General features: G+C 52.0%; 7 protein-coding genes. All 7 read left to right on the top strand.

The features are described from left to right. Positions 1–29: 29 nt before the first annotated feature. The 7 genes from GX016_10840 (at position 30) to GX016_10810 (ending at position 7,352) form a co-directional block, all read left to right on the top strand. The gene (locus GX016_10840; GenBank protein ID HHT72038.1) at positions 30–170 is read left to right on the top strand and encodes a hypothetical protein; all 141 of its coding nucleotides are present in this window, start codon (positions 30–32) and stop codon (positions 168–170) included. Between the two features lie 94 nt (positions 171–264). Next, entirely contained in the window at positions 265–513 is a 249-nt protein-coding gene (locus GX016_10835) for a YaaL family protein (protein ID HHT72037.1), read from the top strand. An 83-nt stretch (positions 514–596) separates the two neighbouring features. Then, positions 597–872, top strand: a complete 276-nt coding sequence (bofA, locus tag GX016_10830) for a pro-sigmaK processing inhibitor BofA (protein HHT72036.1) — start codon at positions 597–599, stop codon at positions 870–872. Between the two features lie 196 nt (positions 873–1,068). After that, positions 1,069–2,352, top strand: coding sequence for a diguanylate cyclase (locus tag GX016_10825; GenBank protein HHT72035.1), 1,284 nt, complete (start codon positions 1,069–1,071; stop codon positions 2,350–2,352). A gap of 246 nt (positions 2,353–2,598) precedes the next feature. Continuing rightward, positions 2,599–2,853, top strand: a complete 255-nt coding sequence (locus GX016_10820; GenBank protein ID HHT72034.1) for a hypothetical protein — start codon at positions 2,599–2,601, stop codon at positions 2,851–2,853. A gap of 7 nt (positions 2,854–2,860) precedes the next feature. Beyond that, positions 2,861–6,634: a DUF11 domain-containing protein gene (locus tag GX016_10815; GenBank protein ID HHT72033.1), complete on the top strand. Its 3,774-nt coding sequence runs from the start codon at positions 2,861–2,863 to the stop codon at positions 6,632–6,634. 115 nt (positions 6,635–6,749) lie between these two features. Beyond that, a complete protein-coding gene (locus GX016_10810; protein ID HHT72032.1) occupies positions 6,750–7,352 on the top strand; it encodes a signal peptidase I in 603 nt (200 codons plus the stop codon). Positions 7,353–7,421: the final 69 nt, after the last annotated feature.

The raw sequence follows: 7,421 nt of genomic DNA, 5'->3' as shown, positions 1-7,421 counted from the left end.
GCCAAAGCCCTGGAGGGCCGGCGGGAATTATGAAGCGAGCTGACAATGAGCTATTTCGGGATCTAGAGGCACTGAGCGAGAGCAGTATGGGTTTCTGGGTTAACGAGATTGATGATGAGGTCTGGGAACTGCACAATATTGGTAACCACGGCAAGGATAGTGGGGGGTAGTATTTATAGTCACAGCCTTGGTTATACTCCTGGATGAAAGTAGCAATCCAGGAGGTTATCAAGGATGCCGGTTGCGTATGAGAATATTAAGGTTATGGTGCAAAAAGCGGCGGCGCTGGCCAGCACCATGCTGGAACAGTGGCCCGCAGCCAAATCACCGGAGGTAAGCCTCACCGACGAAGTAGAACGGGCCCGGATAGAGTGGCACCTGGCCCGGCGCTACTTCGAGACAGTTACCGATCCGGATTTGATCGATTATGCTATTTACAACCTTAAGGCCACTGAACGCAGATATTCTTATCTATTAAAACAGGTTCGCCAGGAAACCAGTGAGGTGATATAGAGCCGGCAGGCATATTCTGCTCTTTGGTACCGTATAATGTGCTGAGACAAGTTTGTCAGCCAGGGCCGAGGAGGCGGATGAAGATGGCTCCGGACATTAACATGAATATTATTATTGCCTACGCCTTTGGGCTGTTCCTGCTCTATCTTATTGGCAGGCTGTTTTTGGTTCCGCTTAAAATAGTCATGCGCTTGGTATACAATGCCTTGGTGGGCGGGATTGCTCTTTGGCTACTGAATCTTATGGGCTCGTTTCTGGGCATTTTTATTCCCATTAACCCCATCACGGCACTTACGGTCGGCTTCCTCGGTTTACCGGGGATATTGTTGATTTTTCTGTTACAACACTTATCGATGTAACTCCGAAATCGGCATTGGGGTCCCCTACCCCTTTTGGGTGGGGGCCTTTTTTTGCTATTACTACCCCTTTTGGGTGTGTTACTGTTACTCCGGGTGGTCTATAATGCAAGCAGTTGTTAAGGGGGGACTTGCCAGTTGTGACCAATAGTAAAAGTATGGTAAAATAGAATACATAATCACGAAAGGTTGAGAGGTCATGGTAAAGAGTTACCAGGTACCGGATGGAACAGCTAACGTTGAGCTCTCAAGCCGTGACACCGATTTGGTTGACATTATGACTTTAGGCAGCTTTGATATTCTGTGCCAGGGAGAATCTTTGTTAGCCGCACATGAGCGTTCCTATAAAATTTTAGAACTATTGCGATACTTAATCACTTTCCGTAACAGACGTCTGTTACCAGAGACTATTATCGATGATCTCTGGCACAACGGTGATTCTGCCGATCCAAACGGTGTCCTGCGAACCCAAGTGTACCGATTGCGCAAGTTAATTGAAAAGATGCAGGTGAGCACTAACTGCCAACAGAAGCCGTGGTTGGAGCTTACCTATGCCAACGGCTATTACCTGTTGGAGATCGGAACCAACTGTCAGCTGGATATCGATGCATTCGAACAAAAGGCAAAGTACGCTGACACGTTAGCAAAGGAAAACGCCCTTCCGGCCATAGACTTGTACAAACAAGCTTTAGCCCTGTACAAGGGACTGTATATGGCCGGCCCGGAGCATAGTGAGTGGCTGTTGCCATCTCAAAACCGCTACCACCGTCTTTACTTAAAGGCTTTGTTTCGGATGTTGGAACTACTAAGCACTAATGAGGCCCATGAAGAAATCCTTGAGGTTTATGAGAAAGCGGCCTTAATAGAACCATACGATGAAACCTTGCATTTATACTCCCTACAAGCGTTAATAGGGCTCGGAGAAACAAAGAGCGCTCTTAATCACTATAATTACATCACTTCCTTCTTGTACAAAGAGCTGGGCGTGAAGCCCTCGGCCCCCTTACGGGCACTATATCGGCAGCTACAACGAGCCATGCAAGATAACCACGAAACCGACTTGATACTTATTGAAAAGAATTTGACCGACGAAGATGATATGGCCGGGGCATTATGCTGTGATATTGATTATTTTCGGTTTTTGTGCCAGTTGGAAAAACGAAGAAGCTTACGAACCGAGGAAGCCGATTTTTTGGGTTTGATTACCATTTCCGGCTGCAGGCAAGGGCTAGCTGGCAAAGAAACCCAGGCTGCCATGGAGACGCTCACCCGACTGCTGCAATCCTCCTTGCGTAAGGGCGATGTCTTTGCCCGGTGGAATGACAATCAACTTCTCATTCTGTTAACATTACGGCAGCGAGAAAACCTGAACGCAGTAACGCGTAGACTTCGGAGCCAATTACAGGAGTTAACTAACCAGGGTAAAGTGAACATAGAAATGAGGTTCCAGCCTCTAACTCAAACAGACTCATTCTTCGGCTAATACACTATCTCCAACCCAGTTCCCAGGTGCAGCACCTGGGAACTGTTATTTTTTTGTCTTGTAACTCAGTTGTGACTCCGATGTACAAAAATGTGACTCTCTTGTACGCCGGTTGTTACTAAGTTGTACGGTAGATATAACTCGGCCCTGATATAGTGGATTTAGGTAGCAAGTTTGGAAGTTTTTGTACTTAGAGATTTCGTCCGGTGGCAGGTATCTCAAAAAGAACAGGGGGAGGAAGCAGCGGTGGAAAACATCGATGCACTTTGTGAATACCCTGCTCGGCAAACAAGTAGCAACACCTTCTTGGTCAAAGTCCTGTATACCCAACATACTAGCACCCAAGGGATAATACAGTGGATAGACCAAGAAAAGGCGTTGTCTTTTCGCAGCTTTATGGAGCTGATTCATCTGTTAGAGGAGGCATTACAATCAAGAGGAGACATGGATCAGTTTCGAACTTGGCAACAGGCCAACCAACCACGGACAGAATGGAGGTGAAAAGAGAATGAGGAAAAGGATATCCAGTTTGCTCGCTGTCAGCGTGGCTGTTTTGTTAGTGCTGGGAACTGGACTGCAGGGTCTGGCCTTGGCTGAGGAAATTGCATCTCAGGTGACAGAGGGCATCTTGGCGGATGTGGAGATTGGAGATCGTAGAGCGGGATCTTTGGTGGGACAAGAATCAAAAGAGCCCGGCGCCGAGGAACCGGATGGGACGGGAGGACCGGTAAAACCTGCAGAAGACCCGGAAGACCCGAAGGATCCGGAAGACCCAGAAGACCCGGGCGCTGAAGGGCCGGAGGAGCCCCCGGCGGTGGATCCTGATGATCCGGGCAATCAGCCAGGGCCGGTAGAGCCGGACCCAGAGTCAGGCGACCAAGAGGAACCCGGTTCCCAGGACCCCGCAGAACCGGAGGAGCCAGGTGTGCAAGACCCTGAAGATCCGAATGATCCCGGAGTGGATCCTGACGACCCAGGTAATTTGCCGTGGCCGGAAGAGCCGGGTCCAGGGCCAGGCGACCAAGAGAATCCACCGGGCTCCGAGGACCCAGTCCAGCCGGAGGATCCGCCGGTAGACCCTAATGATCCAGGCAATCAGCCCGGACCAGAAGAGCCTGTTGAACCAACGGAACCAGAAGAAGTAGATAGTAGCGCCTTGCAGACAGCAGTTGATGCAGCGTCTCACTTGGAGGAAGAAGGCTACACTGAAGAAAGCTGGGGAACCTTGGCCGGTGCCTTAGCAGCCGCTCAAGCTGCCTTGGCGGACGGAGAAGCTACCCAAGAGGAAGTGGATGCTGTCTTAGCAGCCTTGAACGCAGCTATTGCCGGACTGGTTCAAGCCGAACAGCCGCCGGTACAAGAGCCGGCCAAGCCGGCGGTGGACGTAGTCATTACCACCGATCAAATGGCCTATGCCCCAGGGGACACCGCTCGGTTTACCATCCACGTGGAAAATAACGGGAACGTGGACCTGGCCGGGCTATTAGTAGAAGACACTTTGTGCGGGCTCAGCCAAACCATATCGCTGGCGGTGGGTAGTGCCAAGAGAATCTACTGTGAGTATGTCATTCCCTTGGACTACCACCAGCTTCAGATAACGAACTCGGTTTCTGTCAGCGGCGCCTACACTAAAGAGGAAGAAGACCCCATACCGGTCAGCGACAGCTCCACTGTCACGGTGGATGTGATCATACTTCCGCCGGTTCAGCCGAGCTTGACTGTTAGCATCAAAACCGACCGGGACCGGTATCAACCGGGGGAGACAGTGCACTTCACAGTCACCGTAGCCAACAGCGGCCAGGTGGATCTTACGGACCTTACGGTTCAAGATACCCTAACCGGACTTGATGAAATCATAGCCCAACTGACGGTGGGAGAGCAATGGACTGGCAGCAGCACTTTTGCTATCCCCGAAGATTTTGCCCAGGATAAAGTCACCAACAGCGTTTTCGTCCAGGGAGAGTATGAAGGCCAAGAGATAAGAGCCGAATCCACGGTAGTAGTGACAGTGTTACTAGCTCCGATGGTCCCGGCGCTCTTATTGGTGGACATTCAAACCGATAAAGGGGAATACCGAGCCGGCGATACAGTGCATCTAAGCATAACACTGTCTAACCGCGGCACGGAATCTCTGTCGGACATTCGCCTCTGGGTGCCCCTGGCTGAGCTTAATGCCAGAGTTGACTTTTTGGCCAGCGGCGAAGAAACGGCGCTGGCAGCCGAGTTCGACATTCCCTACAACTTCTACCTGGGGTATTTCGGCGTCGGGGCTTACGCTGAGGGTGAATGTACCGGGAGTGCCGTCAGCGGCCAGGGCAAGGCCCTAATTGTGGTTGATGAACAGGTGAACAATCCAGCTTTCAAAGAGTGCGAATTGCCATCCCTACCGGACGATTGGGAATCGGTGGCCCCCTTCGACCGCATCCCGGTCCCGGCTGCTGAACCCCAACCAGAGCCGAGCTCAATGGTAAAGGCCGTTAGGAAGCTGTTTTCAGCGGGGAAGGTAGGGCTTTCCAGTTACACAGACACCGTTGCGGTCAGCAAAAGCGCCCAGCGGACCCAGGGCTGTCGGGCTTATCAGGTAACCTTGGGTATCACCGGAACCCCGCCACCGGAAAAGCCAGTGGACGTGATTCTGGTAGTCGATTGCTCCAACAGTATGGATTCCGGTAGTCCATCATCTTTGTACTATGCCAAAGAAGCGGCTAAAGAGTTTGCTGAACAAGTGCTACAGAACTCCGCAAACAAAGTAGCGGTAGTCAGTTTTGCTTACGAACCTGGGTTTTTTGGTTGGAACCTAGGCAATCTTAACAGGGATACCAAAATTGAACAGGGATTTTCCAACAACTCAACCCAGGTAACAAACGCAATCAACGGTCTTGCCACCTATGGCGGCACCAATACCGAAGCCGGCTTTATCCGGGCTAGAAACTTGATGCAGGCTGGTGGACGAGCGGAAGCTAACAAAGCCATCGTCTTTTTAACCGACGGTGTACCTACAGTGAGTATTGGCCGCCGGTACGGGCCTAGCGAACCAACAGCTCATAACGATCACACCACTGCCGCTTACACGGCCGGTCAAAGCTGTCACGCTTTAGGTTATCAAGTGTTTACAGTGAACCTGCTAGGGGAAGTTCCCTCTAAGTGCGTGCCCTTAGCCCGGGATACCATGCAAAAAGCCCAGAACGCCGGTTACTATGAGACCTTCTCAGCCGCGGACCTGTCCGAAATCTACAGCCAGATCTCGCAGCAACTCAATTACTCGGCGACCCATGCTGTAGTTGCCGACAAAATACCGGCTAACTTCGAATTGGTGCCTGGGAGTTTCCAGAGTAGTCCTACAGCTCCAGTGAGTTATGAGGAGACCACCGGGATTATCACCTGGGAAGCCGGTACCATCGGCACCAGTGCTACTTTAAGCTATAAGATTCGGGCCAAAGAGGGCTATGAAGGTGGCACCGAAGTCCCTACCAATGATTGGGCTACCTTAACCTATACCGACATCAATGAGAATCCTAACCAAACCAAGGATTTCCCAATTCCCTTGGTAGATGTGCCGCCGCCGTTCACAGTGGATGCCGGACCGGATCGGGAAGTGGCGCTGGGGAGCAGCACCCAATTAGGTGGCAGCCCTACGGCGTCTGGAGGTACTTCCCCTTACACCTACCTTTGGACCTGTGACACGGATGGCAACTGGAGTTCCACAGAAGCAAATCCGGCGGTGGAACCTGGGGAAGACACGATTTACACCGTGACAGTTGCCGATGCGTACGGCTGCTCTAAGTCCGACACGGTGAAGGTAACGATCCTTAAAGGGTTCATCAAGGTTACAAAGAGCGTGCAAAACGGCAGCACCACCAAGAAGTTCCCCATTTATGTGCAAGGTAACGGCCACAAGTGGAGCATGATGCTGGCTCATGGCCAGTCGGCCACCATTCAGGGGCTGGAGCCGGGTACCTATACAATTCGGGAAGTGGCACCTATGAATTACCAGTGTGTAAGCATCAGCCCAACCTCTGTGACTATTACCACCGAAAACATTAACGATATTCACCATGTTACTGTCACCAACAAAAAGGTCAACGATTCCTGGTTCTGGGATGATGATGAAGAAACCAATACCTTTACTGTGGGCTCCTGGACCAGTGGCCCCGAGGGGAGTACTGGGAATTCGTCTGCGCCTGAGACTCAAACGAAGCTGCCGGAATGGCCCGAGGCGGTGCTGAGCCCCGAGCAGCGGGACGAGATCCTGGAAGAAAGTGAGTTACCGGCTGATAGCTGATCGCTGTAATGTCGCTTCCGGAGCTTCTTCGCCCTATAAGGGGCGGGAAACCCTGTCAGCCCGCTTAAGTAGGATTCGGTTATGGAATGTGTAGTCAAAGAAAGGATGGTTCCAGATGACTGCCAACCGGTGGAAAAGAGCAGGGGCAGCTGTAACCAAGTCCATTGTAGTTCTGCTTACAGCCACGGCGGTGTTGCTTACCTTCTTTCTGCTCCAGAGTAAGCTCACCGGCTCCGAACCGGCTGTCTTCGGCCATAAAATCTATATCGTTATGAGCGGCAGTATGGAGCCGGCGGTGGCCCTGGGCAGCTTGGTGGCGGTGCGACCGTTGCCAGCGAAAGAAGTGGCACCTGGGGATATCATCACCTATCGCAGTGAACACAGCGGCAGCCTCACCACCCACCGGGTAGCGGAGCTGGAGACCGATACCGATAACGGCCTGCTCTTTTACACCAAAGGCGACGCTAACAATGCCCGGGACCCCCTGCCGGCGAAGGCACGGCAACTGGTGGGCAAGGTAGTGCTCACTGTGCCCTATGCGGGCTACCTGTTCGCCTACACTCGCACCGGGCAAGGACAGTTGGTTCTGTTCGGCCTGGCGGCGCTGGTGGTGGTGGCAGAGCTGGTCCGGACCCAACTGGCGGAAAAACAGCTGCGTCATAAGAACGACGGCGAGGAGGTGGAACAAAAAACAGCTCCCAATAGCCGTCAAGCGTAATATTAAGCGGCGTTCTAAGGTTTTCCATCAAATCTAAACCTTAAGGAGGAAAGCTTAAATGAGAAAAAG

Source organism: Bacillota bacterium, assembly GCA_012837285.1.
GTDB lineage: Bacteria > Bacillota > DTU030 > DUMP01 > DUMP01 > DUNI01.
Note: the sequence above shows the minus strand (reverse complement) of the source record. Positions and strands in the feature narration are given on the sequence as shown.

Coding starts and splice junctions, on each gene's coding strand:
- GX016_10840 (HHT72038.1), top strand. CDS start 30: ATGAAGCGAGCTGACAATGAGCTATTTCGGGATCTAGAGGCACTGAGC.
- GX016_10835 (HHT72037.1), top strand. CDS start 265: ATGGTGCAAAAAGCGGCGGCGCTGGCCAGCACCATGCTGGAACAGTGG.
- bofA (HHT72036.1), top strand. CDS start 597: ATGGCTCCGGACATTAACATGAATATTATTATTGCCTACGCCTTTGGG.
- GX016_10825 (HHT72035.1), top strand. CDS start 1,069: ATGGTAAAGAGTTACCAGGTACCGGATGGAACAGCTAACGTTGAGCTC.
- GX016_10815 (HHT72033.1), top strand. CDS start 2,861: ATGAGGAAAAGGATATCCAGTTTGCTCGCTGTCAGCGTGGCTGTTTTG.
- GX016_10810 (HHT72032.1), top strand. CDS start 6,750: ATGACTGCCAACCGGTGGAAAAGAGCAGGGGCAGCTGTAACCAAGTCC.